Origin of the sequence: Rhodocyclus purpureus (assembly GCF_016653115.1) — a bacterium.
Classification (GTDB): domain Bacteria; phylum Pseudomonadota; class Gammaproteobacteria; order Burkholderiales; family Rhodocyclaceae; genus Rhodocyclus; species Rhodocyclus purpureus.
Window position 1 is genome coordinate 15,334 of record NZ_NHRX01000064.1, and the last position, 14,432, is coordinate 29,765.

Genomic DNA, 14,432 nt, shown 5'->3' on the forward strand with positions numbered 1-14,432 from the left:
CACCCCTGCGCTCACCCTTACGCGTCGAGCCGGCGCTCTGCCGTGAGCGGCGCCGCGCTGATCATGGCCTTGCTGACCATCGCGCTGGTCGCCGGACTGGCCGCGGCGGCGCTGGGACGGCTCGCCGTCGCGGTCGACAGTGCGCTCGGCCGTCACGACCAGGCGCAGGCCAGACAGCTCGCGCGCGCAACGATCGACTGGGCACGCATGCTGCTCGCCGAGGACGCGCGCACGAGCAGCGTCGATCACCTGCGCGAGTCCTGGGCGACCCTGGCGCCGCCGACCCCTGTCGCGGAGGGTGAGGTCGCCGGCGGCATCCACGACCTGTCGGGGCGGATCAACCTGAACGATCTCTTGACGGGCAGTGGCGACGACGAGGCCGCGATCGCGCGCTTCGGTCGCCTGCTCGAGATCGTCGGCGTCGCCCGCGCCGACACCGCACCGCTCTTGGCGGCGCTGCTCGACTGGCTCGACGCCGACGATCTGGCGCGCTCGCCCGGTGGCGCCGAGGCCGCGTGGTACGGCGTCCAGCTTCACCCGCGCCGACCGGCCAACGCGCCGCTCGTGCGCGTCGAGGAACTCGCCCAGGTACGCGGCTATACTGCAGAATTGATCGCACGTCTGGCGCCGTTCGTCGCGGCACTGCCGGCAGGCGGCAGGGTCAATGTCAACACGGCGCCGGCCGAGGTGCTCGCCGCCTCGGTGCCGGGGCTGACACTCGACGCCGCGCGCGTTCTCGTCGCCGAGCGCGAGCGCGCGTGGTTCAGGGACGTAGCCGATTTCAGGGCACGCCTGCACCGTGACGACTGGGGGCTGGAGGCCGACACGACGCAGATCGACGTCAGGAGCAAATATTTTGTCGCCAGCGTGCGGGCGCGCTTCGGCGTCGCGCTGGTGCGCCTGGACGTGCTGCTCGACCGCAGCGAGAATTGGCCTGCCATCGTCTGGCAAACACTACCCTGAGCACCGAGCCCATGAGCGACCGACTGCTTCTCGCCCTCGACGAACACTGGCCGGCGCGGCCCGCGTGCCCGTGGGTCGTGCTCGGTGCTGACGACCAGCCGCTGGCCGAAGGCTGTTCCGAGCCGAGCCACTGGCCGCCCGCCGACAGCTGCGAGGTGCTGCTCTGCGGCGCGCAGGTGTTGTGGCTCGAGGTGCCGCTGCCGGCACAGAATCGGCGCAGCGAGCTGCCTCGCCTCCTCGCTTACGCGCTCGAAGACCGCCTGCTCGCCGATCCCGATACCCAGCACCTGACCCTGGTGCAGCTTCGCCGCGAGGGCGAACGTGCGCTCGCCAGCGTTCTCGTCGTCGACAAGGAGAGGCTGCGCACGCTGCTCACCCGCCTCGCTGCGCTCGGCCGCGCGCCACGGCGCGTCTTCGCCGAATTGGAAACCGCGCCGGCCGGCAGCGACGGGTGGCACCTCAGCCTTGCTGCGCACGGAGCGACGCTGCGCAGCTGCCCGCGTGGCGGCGTGGCGATCGATCGCGAATTCGCCGCGCCGCTGCTCTCCCGCCACCTCGCCAGCGCGCTGGCCGCCGGGAAGGCGCCGCCACGTGTCTGCGTCCACGTCGAGGCGGGACAGCCGCAGGCGGATCTGGCCGGCCTCGCGGAGAGGCTCGGCGTCGCGGTCGCCGCCGGGGAGAGCTACCGCTGGTGGGATTTTCCGACGCGCGCCGCGACCGACCTGCTGCACGACGAGTTTGCGACGCGCGAAACGCGCGGCGGCACGCTCGCCGGCTTGCGTTTGCCGCTCTCGGTCGGCGCCGCGCTGCTCGGCGTCTGGCTGATCGTCGCCGTCGGCGAGGTCTTCTGGCTGCGCCATCAGCACGACGAACTCGCCGCGCGCATGGCGCGCATCTACCAGGCGACTGTCCCGAACAGCCCGCTGGTCGCCCCGGCCGCGCAGATGCGCCAGCAACTGGCGCAGGAGCGCATGCGCCATGGCCTGCTCCGCCACGACGACGCGCTGGCCTTGCTGGCACAGGCCGCCGAAACACTGGGCAGCGAGGCGAACGAAAGCGTGCTCGCGCTGCGCTTCGAGGACGGCGTGCTCGACCTCGCCCTGGCCGGCCCCGCGCTGGCGCGCGCCGACGCGCTGCCTGCGCTGCTGGGCGCGCGCGGCTTGCTCGCCCAGCAGCGCCGGGACGGCGAGGGCGTCCACCTGCTCTTGCGCGCGGAACTGCTGCAATGAACCTTAAAACCTCTTTTCATCCACGAAAAACACGAAAGCCACGAAACAAAACATAGGGTTGCGGTCGTTCAGTGTCTAAGCCATCGGGTTGTTTCCACTGAGCGTCAAACCGCATCAACGATTTCGTGTTTTTCGTGCATTTCGTGGCCCACTGCTTTTTTCAGGATGAACTCCTTGTCTTCTTCTACCGCTTCTCCCGGTTCTGCCACTTCTCCGCCCGAGCCGCCGGACGCTTCCGGGTTTCCCACGGCGAACGAGCGCACGGGCTTGCCGGCTGGCGTCGGCGCGACGCAGCCAACTCCGGAGGCGGCAAGCCCTCGACCGGCAGCGCGGGGGGCAGCGCTGGCACTGCTGGCGCCGCTGCGCGAGTCCTGGAGGGCGCGCAGTCAGCGCGAGCGCCTGCTCGTCGCGGGTGCCGGCATGCTGGTCGCGCTGGCGCTGCTCGTTGCCCTCACCGACTGGCTGCGCGGCGAGCGCAGCCGCCTCGATCGCGTACTGCCGCGGCTGCAGGTGCAGCTGGCGCAGGTCGAGCGGGCGGCCAGCGAGATCGCCGATCTGCGTGCGCAGCCGCCGCTCGCTCGCCCCGCATCGATCCCGGCGCAGGTGGCGGTGGTCGATGCCGCGGCGCGTAGCCGTGGGCTCACGCTGACGGTGCAGCCCGTCGCCGATGGCCTGCGCGTGAGCGGCAGCGCCGGCTTCGACCCCCTGCTCGAATGGCTCGCCGGCCTGCAGCGCGAACAGGGACTGCGCGTGCAGCGGGCACTGATCGAGCGCACCGGCAACGAGGCCAGCGTCGACATCACGCTGGTCGGCGGCGGCTGAAGCTGACGGCCGGGCGGTAGCGTCGGGGAAATGCAAAAGACGCCCCGGAGGGCGTCTTCCTGGCTGCGCGTGACGGGAAGGACTACAGTCCGAGCAGGGTCTGCGCGTGGTAGGCGATCATCCACTCCTCGTTGGTCGGGATGACCAGCACGTCCACGCTGCTGTTCGGCGCGCTGATGCGCAGGTCGCGGCGGGCGTTGGCTTCCGGGTCGAGGTAGATGCCCAGCCACTCGCACTGCAGGCAGACGCGGCGGCGGACTTCGGCGGCGTTCTCGCCGATGCCGCCGGTGAACACCAGCGCGTCGAGACCACCGGCTGCCGCTGCCAGCGAACCCAGTTCGCGGACGATGCGGTAGCAGAACAGGTCGACCGCCAGCTGGGCTTCGGGTTTGTCGCTGGCGAGCAGCGTGCGCATGTCCTGCGAGATGCCGGAGACGCCGAGCAGGCCCGATTCCTTGTACAGGATCTGCGTCATGTCGGCGACCGAGAGGCCCCGGTTTTCCATCAGGTGCAGGATCACGCCGGGGTCGATCGCGCCGACGCGGGTGCCCATCACCAGTCCGTCGATGGTCGAGAAGCCGAGCGTGGTGGCGACGCACTTGTGATTGACGACTGCGGACATGCTGGCGCCGTTGCCGAGGTGGGCGACGACGACGCGGCCGTCGGCACGCGGCGAGTGCTCGGGCAGGGTGCGCGAGATGTATTCGTAGGAAAGGCCGTGGAAGCCGTAACGCTTGTAGCCGTCGGCGGTGATCGAGCGCGGCAGCCCGAACATCTGCGCGATTTCCGGCTGGCTGCGGTGGAAGGCGGTGTCGAAGCAGGCGATCTGCGGCACCTCGGGAAGCAGCGCCTCGAGGGCGCGCACGCCGGCGAGGTTGTGCGGCTGGTGCAGCGGTGCGAGCGGGATGTAGCGGGTCAGTTGTTCGAGCGCGACGTCGTCGAGGCGGATCGGGCGCGAATAGCGGTCGCCGCCATGCACGACGCGGTGGCCGACGGCGACGATCTTCCAGTCGGCGTGGCTGCCCGTGAACCAGTTCAGCAGGGCGTCGATGGCGATGTCGTGGTTGGTTTTCTCGCCGTCGAGATGCACGTCGGCGATGCGTTCGCCGGCGCCGTTCTTCGCCACGAGGCGGGTGTGCTGGGTGCCGATGCCGTCGATCTGGCCGGAAACTTCGGCCTGTTGCGAAAGCTCGTCGGCGAGGGAGAAGAGCGCGAACTTCAGCGACGAGGAGCCCGCGTTGATGGTCAGGATGCCTTGTTTCATTCTTGAGGGAGCGACTGTTTCTTGCGGTTGGCGTGGGCGACGAGGACGGCGATCACGCACGAGGCCATGCGTGTTTCGGTCGTATCGGCGCGACTGGTCAGCACGATCGGCACCCGCGCACCGAGGACGACGCCGGCGGTGAGCGAATTGGCCAAGTATTCGAGCTGCTTGGCAATCATGTTACCCGATTCGAGGTCGGGAACGACGAGGATGTCGGCCTGCCCGGCCACCGCCGAGCGGATTCCCTTGGTCCTGGCCGCGTCGAGCGAGATGGCGTTGTCGAAGGCGAGCGGGCCGTCGAGGATGCCGCCCCGGATCTGGCAACGGTCGGCCATCTTGCACAGGGCCGCGGCGTCGAGCGTCGATTGCAGTTTCGGATTGACCGTCTCGACCGCCGAGAGGATTGCCACCTTCGGTTCGGGGACGCCGAGGATGTGCGCGAGGTCGATCGCATTCTGGATGATGTCGGCCTTTTCCTCGAGCGTCGGCGCGATGTTGATCGCCGCGTCGGTGATCAGGATCGGTCGCGGGTAAGTCGGCACGTCCATCACGAAGACGTGGCTGATGCGCCGCGAGGTGCGCAGGCCGCTCGCCCGGCGCACGACCTCGGCCATCAGCTCGTCGGTGTGCATGCTGCCCTTCATCATGGCCTCGGCGTCGCCGTTGCGCAGCAGCGTGACTGCCATCGCCGCCGCATCGTGGCTGTGGAGGACGTTCACGATACGGTGCCGGCCGAGGTCGAGGTCGTTGTCGCGGGCAACCGCGCGGATCTTCGCTTCCGGGCCGATCAGGACAGGATCGATCAGCCCGGCCTCGGCAGCGGCGAGGGCGCCTTTCAGCGACTCGCGATCGCAAGGGTGAACCACCGCCATGTCGATCGGCGGCAGCCCCCTGGCGCGCTCCAGCAGCGTCAGCAGGCGCGCATGACGGTCGGAGATCTTGACTGCGGGTACGGCGCTGCGCAGGGTCCGGTACTTCCTGGCCGGCGCCAGCACCTCGACCGACCCGCGCAGCACTTCGCAACCGTCCTGGTTCGCGCAACTGCAGTCGAAGACGACGTGCCGGTTGTGGGCGAACTTCTGGCGGACGGTCAGGGTGAGCGTGATCGTGTCACCCAGGCTCACCGGCAGAGTGAAGTGCAGCGACTGCTCGACGAGGATCGTTCCCGGTCCCGGGAACTGCGTCGCCAGCGCAGTCGACAGCAGCGACGAGGTCCACATGCCGCGCGCGAGGAACTCGCGAAAGCCGCCGCCGTGCCCGATCTCGGGCTCGACGATCGACCAGCCGACGTCGCCGGACATCACCGAGCAGAGATGGATGTCGTCGGGGTGCAAGGTGCGCGTCAGCGTCGACGTCTCACCGATCCCGATCTCGTCGAAGGTCCTGCTTTCGAGGATCTGCTGCTCTGCTTCACTCTGCATGCTGTGCCTCGCTCAGTTGACGATGTTGTAGCCCCCGTCGATGTAGATCGTGCCGCCGGTGAGCGACTTGGCGAGGTCGCTGACGAGGAAGGCGGCCAGCGCGCCGACGTCGTCGGTCGACACCAGCTTGTGCAGCGGCGCGCGCTCGATCGCGTCCTTCATGAGTTCGTCGAACTTCAGGATTCCCGAGCCGGCGCGCGTCGCCAGCGGTCCCGGCGAAATGGCATGGACGCGGATGTCCTTGCTGCCGAGTTCGGCGGCGAGGTAGCGCGAGGAGGACTCGAGCGCAGCCTTGACCGGACCCATGATACCGTAATTTTCGACGACTTCGTCGGCGCCGTGGTAGCTCATGGTGAGCAGGCTGCCGCCTTCCTTCATCAGCGGTTCGGCCAGCTTGGCGAGACGAACGAAGGAGTGGCAGGAGATGTCCATCGCGCGTGCGAAGCCATCCTTGCTCGAATCGACGACACGGCCGTGCAGGTCGTCACGCGGCGCGAAGGCGATCGAGTGCAGCACGAAGTCGAGCTTGCCCCACTTCTTGTCAATCTCTTCGAACACCGCTTCCATCTGGCCGTCCTGCTCGACGTCGAGCGGCAGGATCAGCGGTGCGCCGAGCAGTTCGGCAAGCGGACGCACGTGCGGCTCGGCCTTCTCGTTGAGGTAGGTGACGGCGAGTTCGGCGCCGCAGAAGCTGAAGGCCTTGGCGCATCCGTAAGCGATGCTCTTGTTGTTGGCGACGCCGACGACGAGGCCTTTTTTGCCTTGAAGATTGAACATGAAGTTCTCCTGGTTGATGTGGCTAAATTTGCCGGATGCTGCAATGCAGCAACCGAATGCCGCCATTAGATCAGGAAAACGACGCCTTGTCTTGAAGAAATTGTTGCAGTGCAGTAACCGGGGCTGACGCTGTCAGCAGCGGCTGCGCCGCCGGTGATGACGTGCGAGTGAGCGCTGCAGACTTGTGCGCGAGCGCGGAAGACGATGCGCGCCGGCGAAATTCCTGTGACAATTACGGATTTTTGAAACTATTCCGGCGCGCCGCACTCTGAGTCACCCATACCGCACCCATGCCGCCGGCGGGCGCCGACGGGGGGCGAAGCGGGGGCCGGGCTTGCCGCGGCCGGGACTGATCATTTCATGCGCGTTTTCAAGGCTTTCTTCTTCTCCCTCAGCGGCATGGGTTTCGCCTGGCGCGACGAGGCGGCGTTCCGCGAGGTCGTGCTGCTGGCGATCGTCGCCATCCCGGCTGCCTTCCTGCTCGGTTTCAGCCCGGTCGGGATCGCCCTGCTGGTGCTGGTTCATCTGCTGAGCCTGGTGGTCGAACTGCTGAACACCGCGATCGAGGCCGCCGTCGATCACACCTCGCTCGCGCACAGCATGCTGGCGAAGAAGGCGAAGGATTGCGGCAGTGCGGCCCAGTTGATCACGCTGGGCGGCCTCGTCGTCCTCTGGGGCGTGAATCTTTCGGGGTATCTCTGAAGTGAAGGCCTGGCGTCCGCGCTGCGTGCGCGGCCAATGATTCCGCTGGGATGCGGGCAAAGGATATGCAATGAGAGTGAGTAAGTTGTTCGGTGCGTCGACGCTGCACCGGTTTGCGCTGGTGGCGTGGATGGCCGGCGTCTATCTCTGCATCAACTTCGTACTGCGCGTGCTGCTGCTCTGGCATACCGGCAGCGAGGCGCTGCCGGCGAGTGTGGCAGGCTGGCTGCAGATCTTCCTGGTCGGTCCGGCCTACGACCTCGTGACCCTGCTCGCGCTGGCGGCGCCGCTCGGCCTGCTGCTCTGGCTGCTGCCCGAGCGGGTGCTGCGCAGCCGGGTCTGGCGCGGCGTGGATTTCGTCCTGCGCTTTGCCATCGTTTTCGGCATGCTCTTCATCGCCATGTCGGAATGGACCTTCTGGGAAGAGTTCGGCAGCCGCTTCAACTTCATCGCCGTCGATTATCTCGTCTATACGCACGAGGTGATCGGCAACATCCGTGAGTCCTACCCGGTCGGCCTCTGGCTGTCGGCGCTGGCGCTGCTGGCGCTCGTGATCACTGCGGCGACCTGGCGCTGGCCGCGCGTTCCTGCCGAGGTGCAGCCGCTGCCGTTTCGGTCGCGCACCCGCCTGATTGCGCTCTGGGCGGCGCTCGGCGCCCTGACTGGCGGACTGGTCAACGCCGAGGAGAAGGACTTGTCGGCCAACACCTACGTCAATGAGCTGTCGGGCAACGGCGTTTACCAGTTCTTCCACGCCTTCCGCGCCAACGAACTCGACTACGAGCGCTTCTACCCGAGCCTGCCGCGCGCGGAGGCGTTTGCCACGATGCGCCGCTTGCTTGCCGAACCGGGCGCCCGCTTCGTCAGCGACGATCCGCAGGATCTCACGCGCCAGATCGTCCATACGGGGCCGGAAAAGCACCTCAACGTCGTCCTGATCAGCGTCGAGAGCCTGTCGGCGGACTTCATGCAGGCCTTCGGCAACACGCAGGGAATCACACCCAACCTCGACCGGCTGGCGAAGGAAGGCGTTTTCTTCACCGGCCTCTACGCCAACGGAACGCGCACCGTGCGCGGCCTGGAGGCGCTGTCGCTGTCGGTGCCGCCGACGCCCGGACAGTCGATCGTCAAGCGCCCGCACAACGAAGGGCTATTCACGCTGGCCACCGTATTCAACGACAAGGGCTACCGGTCGAAGTACGTCTATGGCGGCTACGGCTATTTCGACAACATGAACGCCTACTTCTCGGCCAACGGCTACGAGGTGGTCGACCGCAGCGCGCTCGCAGACGAGGACATCCACTACGAGAACATCTGGGGCGTCGCCGACGAGGACTTGTTCACGCTGACCCTGCGCCAGATGCGTGCCGACGCCGCCGCCGGCAAGCCCTTCTTCATGCACGTGATGACCACCTCGAACCATCGTCCCTTCACCTATCCGGAAGGGCGGATCGACATCCCGTCGAAGTCGGGGCGCGAGGGCGGCGTGAAATACACCGACTGGGCGATCGGCAAGTTCATCGACGAGGCGCGCAAGGAGCCGTTCTTCGCCGACACGGTTTTCGTCATCACCGCCGACCACTGCGCTTCGAGCGCGGGCAAGACCGACCTGCCGGTCAACCGCTATCACGTGCCGATGATCGTGTACGCGCCTGCCCAGTTCAAGCCGGCCAGCGTCGACCGGCTGATGAGCCAGATCGACATCGCGCCGACCCTGCTCGGCATGCTCAACTTCAGCTACCGCAGCAAGTTTTTCGGCCACGACATCACCAAGCTCGAGCCCGGCCGTGAAAACGCCTTCATCGGCAACTACCAGGAACTCGGCTACATCCACGACGGCAAGCTCGCGATCCTGGCGCCCGGCCGCAAGTCACGCGTGGTCGTCCCCGACTTCGCCGACGGCAGCGCGGCGCCGGGCACTGCCGATCCGGAACTGGTCCGCGATGCCGAGAGCTATTACGAAGTGGCGAGCTGGCTCTTCCACCACGGCGGCATGCGCGCGCTCTGAATCAGCGATAGACGAGCACCGGGATCTTCGAGTGTGTCAGCACCTTGTTCGTCTCGCTGCCGAGCAGCAGGCCGCTGAAACCGCGGCGACCGTGTGAGGCCATGAAGATCAGGTCGCAGCCGGCTTGCGCCGCAGCGTCGATGATCGCCTCGTAGGGGACGTCGCTGACCAGCGACAGCGCCTGGCATTCGATGCCGGCTTCGTGGCATAGCTGTTCGACGAAGCCTAGATTCTCGCGCGCCTGCTGCTCGGCCAGTTCGGCGAATTTTTCCGGCGAGGTCGGGTCGATCAGCGCGCCTTCGCCGTAATAGGTCACCGGGTAGCCGGGCTTGGCGAAGAAGGCGGTGACGCGCGCGCCGGTTTCCTTGGCGAAGCTGACTGCGCGACGAGCATTTTCCTGCGAGAGCGGGGAGCCGTCGGTCGGTACGAGGATGTTTTTGAACATGGCATCGATTCCTTGTCTGGAAAGTCGGCAGGAAGCCGTGGGACAATCGTACGCCAAGCGCTGCTTTCCCGACAACCGGCTGCATGGAGGATGCATAAATCATGAAGATCAGTTTCCACGGCGCGGTCGGCGAGGTGACCGGTTCCTGCACCCTAGTCGAGACAGCGTCGCTGCGTTTCCTGGTCGACTGCGGCATGTTCCAGGGCGGCGGCGAGGCCTACGGCAAGAACGTCGCGGCGCTCCCCTTCGACCTGCGCAGCCTCGATTTCGTCATCCTCACGCACGCGCACATCGACCATTCGGGACTGTTGCCAAGGCTCTCCATGCTCGGCTACCGCGGACCCGTGTATGCGACGCCGGCGTCGATCGACCTGGTCGAGGTGCTGCTGCAGGATGCGGCCTTCATCCAGGAGCGGGAGGCGGAATGGCAGTTGAAGCGCCGCCACCGCCAGGGCAGCCCGGCGCGTGCGTTGCAGCCGCCGCTATATACGGTGACCCAGGCGCAGGCGAGCCTGCGCCAGTTGCGCCCGGTGGCTTACGACGAGACCTTCTCGCCGGCGGCCGGAGTCAGTTGCCGGCTGCGCGACGCCGGGCACATCCTCGGTTCGGCGATCGCCGAGATCTGGGTCGAGGAGGGCAGGACGACCAGGAAGCTCGTCTTCTCGGGCGATCTCGGCCAGCCGGAGCGGCCGGTGCTCAACGACCCGACGCCGATCGACTCGGCCGACCTCCTCTTCGTCGAATCGACCTACGGCAACCGCCTGCACCGGCGCATGGACGAAACCGAGGACGAAATCGTCGACGTCTTCCAGCGCACCCTGCACCAACGGCGCGGCAACGTCATCATCCCGGCGTTCGCGGTCGGGCGGACGCAGGAAATCCTGTTCGTCTTCGCCGATCTCGTGCGTCGCGGGCGTCTGCCGCCGCTGACCGTCCATGTCGATTCGCCGATGGCGACGCGGGCGACCGAGATCACCCTGCGCCACCTCGAATTGCTCGATCAGCCCACCCTCGACCTGCTCGACTGGATGCGTGCCCATCCCGACCACATGCGCGTCGAGTTCGTCGCCGACGTCGAGGAATCGATCGCGCTGAACCAGGTGCGTTCGGGGGCGGTGATCATCTCGGCGAGCGGCATGTGCGACGCCGGCCGGGTCAAGCATCACCTCCAGTACAACCTGTCGCGCCCGGAGTGCGCGGTGCTGATCACCGGCTTCCAGGCGGCGGGAACGCTCGGCCGCCGCCTGGTCGATGGCGCCCGCATGGTCCGCCTGTTCGGCGAGCCGACCCCGGTGCGCGCCGAGATATGCACCATCGGCGGCCTCTCGGCGCATGCCGACCAGGCCGCGCTGCTGGGCTGGCTCGGCGCGTTCAGGAAGCCGCCCGAGCGCACCTTCGTCATGCATGGCGAGGCGGAGACGGCCACCGCCTTCGCGCGCGTCGTCCGCGAACAACTCGGCTGGGAGGGGGTCGAGGCGCCGCTGTACCGGCAGAGCGTGACCGTGGATGGCCCATGACGTCAGCAGCGGTGAGCGCACGCGTCCGGGACCCGTCTTGCATCGAAAAAAGCGATCGGTAGTTCCGCTTAATCCGAATTTACTTGATGATTGAAGCCTTGTAGAGTGCGCGACTGGCAGCTTGCGCGAATGAATGGTCGTCGCCGGCCGGCGCAGGTCTCAACCCATCGTTCCTTCATGGAGGTCGTTCCTATGAACATGCAAAGACAGTCGTCGCTCGCCGCGAGCATCGAGCGCGCCAGTCCGTCGCTGCTGTCGACGCACCGCGTGTTGCGCAACACCTACGCGCTGCTGGCGCTGACCCTGCTCTTTTCGGGCGGCATCGCCGCCCTCACGGCGTCGCTGAAACTGCCGCACCCGGGCATCATCGTCACCCTGGTCGGTTACTTCGGCCTGCTCTTCCTCACCACCAAGCTGCGCAACAGCGGCTGGGGCCTGCTCTCCGTCTTCGGCCTGACCGGGTTCATGGGCTACACGCTCGGCCCGATCATCGCCCACTACCTCGCGCTGCCGAACGGCGGGCAGACGGTGGCACTGGCGATGGGTGGCACCGGCGTCATCTTCCTCGCCCTGTCGGCGTACGCGCTGGTCAGCCGCAAGGACTTCAGCTTCCTCGGCGGCTTCCTGATGGTCGGCGTGCTCACCGTCTTCCTGGCCAGCCTGGCCGCCGTCTTCTTCACCCTGCCGGCGCTGTCGCTGGCGGTGGCGGCCGCCTGCGTGCTGCTGATGTCGGGACTGATCCTGTTCGAGACCTCGAACATCATCCACGGTGGCGAGACCAACTACATCATGGCCACGGTCAGCCTGTTCGTGAGCCTCTACAACCTCTTCGCCAGCCTGCTGCAACTGCTCGGCATCTTCGGCGGCGACGACTGAGCCCCGCCGCCAGCATCGACAGCGGCGACGCGCGGGTTTTCCGCGCGTCGCCGTTTTTTTGTGTGCGCCCGGCGCGCCTTGTCCGAATTTCTTGATTCGGCTCAAGGCCGCGCGCACCGGCATTTGCGCACAATGAGCATCCTTTTTTCGTGGAGAGCGAGCATGGCAACGGCGTCGATTCGGGATTTCATGGCTGGCGACCACCGGCATTGTGACGATCTTTTCGCGGCGGTCGAGGCCGCCTTGGCCAAGGGCGGAGCCGATGCACTGACGGCGGCGCAGGTGGCGTTCGAGGCCTTCCGCGCGGCGATGGAAGCCCACTTCGGCGCCGAGGAGACGCAGCTTTTTCCCGCCTTCGAGCAGGCGACCGGGATGAGCTCGGGACCGACCGCGGTAATGCGCGGCGAGCACGAACAGATGCGCGAGCTGATGAGCGCGGCGGCGGCGGCGCTGGCCGCCGGCGAGCCCGACGACTACGCGGGCGAGGCCGAGACACTGCTGATCCTGATGCAGCAGCACAACGTCAAGGAGGAGAGCATCCTCTATCCGATGTGCGACCGCCAGATCCCGGCGGCTGCAGCGCTCGTAGCCGGTCTCGGCAAGACGCTCGGCGGAGGCGCGCAATGACGGCAGCTGCCGTCGTGCCGCCGACCTGCGCCGACTGCTGTGGCCAGACGCCCGCGGTCTCCCCCGACTGCGCCGAGGCCTTCGCGCAGTCGGGCGGCAACACGGCTGCGCTCAGCGGCGCGGCGCCGACGCTGGCCGAGCGTCCCGGCGTCGACCTCATCGTCGACGCCTGCGGGCTGGAGCCGCCCGAGCCCTTCGTGCGCACCATGGAGGGACTCGACGCGCTGCCGCCGGGAGGGCGCCTGCTTCTCCTGCTGCCGCGGCAGCCGCATCCACTCTACCGTGTGCTCGAACAGAACGGCTACGCCTGGCAATGCACACCGACCGCGCGCGGCGTCTTCGAGATCCTGATCTGGCACGCCGACGCCGACGGCAAGGCGGGTTGAGCGTGGCCGTCTCGCTCTCGCTCGAACAGGCGCCGCCGTTTGCTGCGCCGCTGCGTTTTTTCCTGACCGCGCCCCTCTTCGGCATGGCCGCCGGACTTCTCGTCGTCGTCTCCGGCGACGAGATCTTCGCCTCGCGCTGGACCCCCGCAGCGCTGGCGCTGACGCACCTCGTCACCGTCGGCTTCATGCTGCAGGTGATGATCGGCGCACTGTTCCAGCTGCTGCCGGTGGCCACCGGTGCGACCATGCCGCGGCCGCTGTCTATTGCGCGCTTCGTCCATGCCGCGCTCGCCACCGGCGCGCTGCTGCTGGCGGCGGCCTTTCTCACGCACGCGGCGCTGCTGTTCGCGCTCGCCGCCACTGCACTCGGCGCCAGCGTCCTCGTCTTCGTCGCCGCGGCGGGCTGGGCCCTGAGCCGCATCGACACTGCCACTGCCAGCGTGCGCGACATCAGGCGCGCGCTGTTCGCGCTGACGCTGACGCTCGCCCTCGGCCTCGCGCTGGCCGCAGGCCTCGCGGGTGTGCTCGAACTGCCGCTGCTGCAGCTGGTCGATATCCATCTCGCCTGGGGGCTGGCCGGCTGGGGCGGCCTCCTGCTCGCCGGCATCGCCTACATCGTTGTCCCGATGTTCCAGCTGACGCCGGCTTATCCGGCCTGGTTCGAGCGCTCGTATTCGCTCGCCGCGCTGGCTTTCCTGCTCGCCTGGAGCGCGCTCGAACTGGCCGGCCGGCATCCGCTGGCGCAGCTGTTCGCGGCGGCGACAGCGCTCGGCGCCGGCACGCTGGCGGCGATCACCCTCTGGCTGCAGACGCAGAGCAAGCGCGCCAAGCTCGACACCACGCAGCAATGCTGGCGTTTCGCGATGGCCGTCACCATCGGCGGCTGCGTCCTCTGGCTGCTCGCCAGCGCGCTGCTGCGTCTGGGTGAGGCGCGTCCGCAGTGGATGATCGAATCGGCGGCCTGGTCGCAGTTTGTCGACGGCTCTAACTGGACGCTCCTCTTCGGTGTCCTCATCCTCGCCGGCGGCTTCATGACCGCGATCAACGGCATGCTCTACAAGATCGTCCCCTTTCTCGTCTGGCTGCACGCACGCAACGCAGCGCGGCGGGTCAAGGCGGTGCCCAACATGCGCCAGGTCCTCGGCGAGCCGCTGATGCTGCGTCAGGCGCGCGCGCACTTTCTCGCCTGTGCGCTGCTGGCGCTGGCTGCCCTCTGGCCGTCCCACTTTGCGCTGCTCGCCGGCTTGGCGCTGTTCGTCGCGCAGGCGCTCCTGCTGGCGAACCTGCTCAAGGCGACCACTGTCTATCGCCGCTACCTGCAGGAACCGCTGGCCTGAGCGCGCAGCGGGCAACCCGGGTCGGGTCAAGCGGTTTAGAATAGTGGGGCAGCGCAGC

General features: G+C 67.5%; 15 protein-coding genes. 10 read left to right on the plus strand and 5 right to left on the minus strand.

The features are described 5' to 3' along the window. Nucleotides 1-42 precede the first annotated feature (42 nt). Both gspK and gspL read left to right on the plus strand, forming a co-directional pair. Entirely contained in the window at nt 43-963 is a 921-nt protein-coding gene (gspK, locus tag CCR84_RS13885) for a type II secretion system minor pseudopilin GspK (protein ID WP_201213465.1), read from the plus strand. Between the two features lie 11 nt (nt 964-974). Continuing rightward, nucleotides 975-2,192, plus strand: a complete 1,218-nt coding sequence (gene gspL / locus CCR84_RS13890) for a type II secretion system protein GspL (protein WP_201213467.1) — start codon at nt 975-977, stop codon at nt 2,190-2,192. A 104-nt stretch (nt 2,193-2,296) separates the two neighbouring features. On the opposite strand, the gene CCR84_RS13895 is transcribed toward gspL, so the two are convergent. Then, on the minus strand, nt 2,297-2,455 hold the full coding sequence (locus CCR84_RS13895; protein WP_201213468.1) for a hypothetical protein: 159 nt from the start codon (nt 2,453-2,455) through the stop codon (nt 2,297-2,299). 4 nt (nt 2,456-2,459) lie between these two features. Here CCR84_RS13895 and gspM point away from each other — a divergent pair, with 4 nt between their 5' ends. Then, nucleotides 2,460-3,014: a type II secretion system protein GspM gene (gene gspM, locus CCR84_RS13900; RefSeq protein WP_201213476.1), complete on the plus strand. Its 555-nt coding sequence runs from the start codon at nt 2,460-2,462 to the stop codon at nt 3,012-3,014. A gap of 82 nt (nt 3,015-3,096) precedes the next feature. Here gspM and CCR84_RS13905 read toward each other — a convergent pair whose 3' ends face one another. Genes CCR84_RS13905 through fabI form a run of 3 tightly spaced genes read right to left on the minus strand, consistent with a single transcriptional unit; the run spans nt 3,097 to nt 6,476 of the window. Further along, nucleotides 3,097-4,278, minus strand: a complete 1,182-nt coding sequence (locus tag CCR84_RS13905) for an acetate/propionate family kinase (protein ID WP_201213478.1) — start codon at nt 4,276-4,278, stop codon at nt 3,097-3,099. After that, complete coding sequence (locus CCR84_RS13910; protein WP_201213480.1) at nt 4,275-5,699, minus strand: bifunctional enoyl-CoA hydratase/phosphate acetyltransferase; 1,425 nt, start codon at nt 5,697-5,699, stop codon at nt 4,275-4,277. The genes CCR84_RS13905 and CCR84_RS13910 overlap by 4 nt, the downstream gene beginning before the upstream one ends. A gap of 12 nt (nt 5,700-5,711) precedes the next feature. Further along, on the minus strand, nt 5,712-6,476 hold the full coding sequence (gene fabI, locus CCR84_RS13915) for an enoyl-ACP reductase FabI (RefSeq protein WP_201213482.1): 765 nt from the start codon (nt 6,474-6,476) through the stop codon (nt 5,712-5,714). A 360-nt stretch (nt 6,477-6,836) separates the two neighbouring features. Here fabI and CCR84_RS13920 point away from each other — a divergent pair, with 360 nt between their 5' ends. Next, nucleotides 6,837-7,178: a diacylglycerol kinase gene (locus tag CCR84_RS13920; RefSeq protein ID WP_201213484.1), complete on the plus strand. Its 342-nt coding sequence runs from the start codon at nt 6,837-6,839 to the stop codon at nt 7,176-7,178. A gap of 70 nt (nt 7,179-7,248) precedes the next feature. Continuing rightward, entirely contained in the window at nt 7,249-9,186 is a 1,938-nt protein-coding gene (locus CCR84_RS13925) for an LTA synthase family protein (protein ID WP_201213486.1), read from the plus strand. Nucleotide 9,187: 1 nt separating this feature from the next. Here CCR84_RS13925 and CCR84_RS13930 read toward each other — a convergent pair whose 3' ends face one another. After that, nucleotides 9,188-9,631, minus strand: a complete 444-nt coding sequence (locus tag CCR84_RS13930; protein WP_201213488.1) for a universal stress protein — start codon at nt 9,629-9,631, stop codon at nt 9,188-9,190. A gap of 101 nt (nt 9,632-9,732) precedes the next feature. Here CCR84_RS13930 and CCR84_RS13935 point away from each other — a divergent pair, with 101 nt between their 5' ends. The 5 genes from CCR84_RS13935 (at nt 9,733) to CCR84_RS13955 (ending at nt 14,374) form a co-directional block, all read left to right on the plus strand. Continuing rightward, complete coding sequence (locus CCR84_RS13935) at nt 9,733-11,148, plus strand: MBL fold metallo-hydrolase RNA specificity domain-containing protein (RefSeq protein WP_201213495.1); 1,416 nt, start codon at nt 9,733-9,735, stop codon at nt 11,146-11,148. Between the two features lie 192 nt (nt 11,149-11,340). Continuing rightward, nucleotides 11,341-12,024, plus strand: a complete 684-nt coding sequence (locus CCR84_RS13940; protein ID WP_420825401.1) for a Bax inhibitor-1/YccA family protein — start codon at nt 11,341-11,343, stop codon at nt 12,022-12,024. 189 nt (nt 12,025-12,213) lie between these two features. Next, the gene (locus CCR84_RS13945) at nt 12,214-12,651 is read left to right on the plus strand and encodes a hemerythrin domain-containing protein (RefSeq protein WP_242508739.1); all 438 of its coding nucleotides are present in this window, start codon (nt 12,214-12,216) and stop codon (nt 12,649-12,651) included. After that, complete coding sequence (locus tag CCR84_RS16570) at nt 12,648-13,037, plus strand: DUF2249 domain-containing protein (protein WP_201213499.1); 390 nt, start codon at nt 12,648-12,650, stop codon at nt 13,035-13,037. Before CCR84_RS13945 ends, CCR84_RS16570 begins: the two co-directional genes overlap by 4 nt. 2 nt (nt 13,038-13,039) lie before the next feature. Continuing rightward, nucleotides 13,040-14,374: a hypothetical protein gene (locus CCR84_RS13955; RefSeq protein WP_201213500.1), complete on the plus strand. Its 1,335-nt coding sequence runs from the start codon at nt 13,040-13,042 to the stop codon at nt 14,372-14,374. The last annotated feature ends 58 nt before the right edge of the window (nt 14,375-14,432 follow it).

Coding starts and splice junctions, on each gene's coding strand:
- CCR84_RS13945 (WP_242508739.1), top strand. CDS start 12,214: ATGGCTGGCGACCACCGGCATTGTGACGATCTTTTCGCGGCGGTCGAG.
- CCR84_RS13930 (WP_201213488.1), bottom strand. CDS start 9,631: ATGTTCAAAAACATCCTCGTACCGACCGACGGCTCCCCGCTCTCGCAG.
- CCR84_RS13920 (WP_201213484.1), top strand. CDS start 6,837: ATGCGCGTTTTCAAGGCTTTCTTCTTCTCCCTCAGCGGCATGGGTTTC.
- CCR84_RS16570 (WP_201213499.1), top strand. CDS start 12,648: ATGACGGCAGCTGCCGTCGTGCCGCCGACCTGCGCCGACTGCTGTGGC.
- CCR84_RS13910 (WP_201213480.1), bottom strand. CDS start 5,699: ATGCAGAGTGAAGCAGAGCAGCAGATCCTCGAAAGCAGGACCTTCGAC.
- CCR84_RS13925 (WP_201213486.1), top strand. CDS start 7,249: ATGAGAGTGAGTAAGTTGTTCGGTGCGTCGACGCTGCACCGGTTTGCG.
- gspL (WP_201213467.1), top strand. CDS start 975: ATGAGCGACCGACTGCTTCTCGCCCTCGACGAACACTGGCCGGCGCGG.
- CCR84_RS13905 (WP_201213478.1), bottom strand. CDS start 4,278: ATGAAACAAGGCATCCTGACCATCAACGCGGGCTCCTCGTCGCTGAAG.
- CCR84_RS13940 (WP_420825401.1), top strand. CDS start 11,341: ATGAACATGCAAAGACAGTCGTCGCTCGCCGCGAGCATCGAGCGCGCC.
- fabI (WP_201213482.1), bottom strand. CDS start 6,476: ATGTTCAATCTTCAAGGCAAAAAAGGCCTCGTCGTCGGCGTCGCCAAC.
- CCR84_RS13935 (WP_201213495.1), top strand. CDS start 9,733: ATGAAGATCAGTTTCCACGGCGCGGTCGGCGAGGTGACCGGTTCCTGC.